Origin of the sequence: Streptomyces gottesmaniae (genome assembly GCF_031845845.1) — a bacterium.
GTDB classification, from domain to species: Bacteria; Actinomycetota; Actinomycetes; order Streptomycetales; family Streptomycetaceae; genus Streptomyces; species Streptomyces akebiae.
The window spans coordinates 1-456 of the sequence record NZ_JAVRFJ010000131.1 but is presented as its reverse complement, the minus strand read 5'-3'; the positions used below and the strand labels follow the sequence as shown (position 1 = coordinate 456).

Sequence of the window (456 nt, the reverse complement as noted above, 5' to 3'; positions counted from 1 at the left end):
CAACGACGCCGCGATCACCGGCATCGGAACCCGGTGACTGATGGCCTCCTCCACGGTCCAGCGGCCTTCCCCGGAATCCTCGGTGTACCCGCTGATCGCGGAGAAACCCGGATCCTCCTTGAGCGCCTTGGCCAGTAGCTGCTGCAGCCACGAGCGCACCACGGTGCCGTTCGTCCAGGCCTGGATCACCGCTTGCGGATCGGTGATCAGTTCCTCGGCCGCCAGCAGTTCGTATCCCTCGGCGTAGGCGTGCATCAGGCCGTATTCGATGCCGTTGTGCACCATCTTGGCGTAGTGGCCCGCGCCCACCGGACCGGCATGAACGAATCCGTCGGCCACGTCACCCTCAGGACGCAACGTGTCGAAGATCGGCATGGCTCGAGCCACGTCGGCGTCACTGCCGCCGACCATCAGTCCGTAGCCCTCGTGCAGACCCCAGACACCGCCCGACACACC

1 pseudogene is annotated in these 456 nt (G+C 66.0%); it reads right to left on the bottom strand.

Annotated elements, in window-relative coordinates:
• Positions 1–456: pseudogene (locus RM704_RS44710) on the bottom strand (NAD(P)-binding domain-containing protein); the annotation flags it as partial.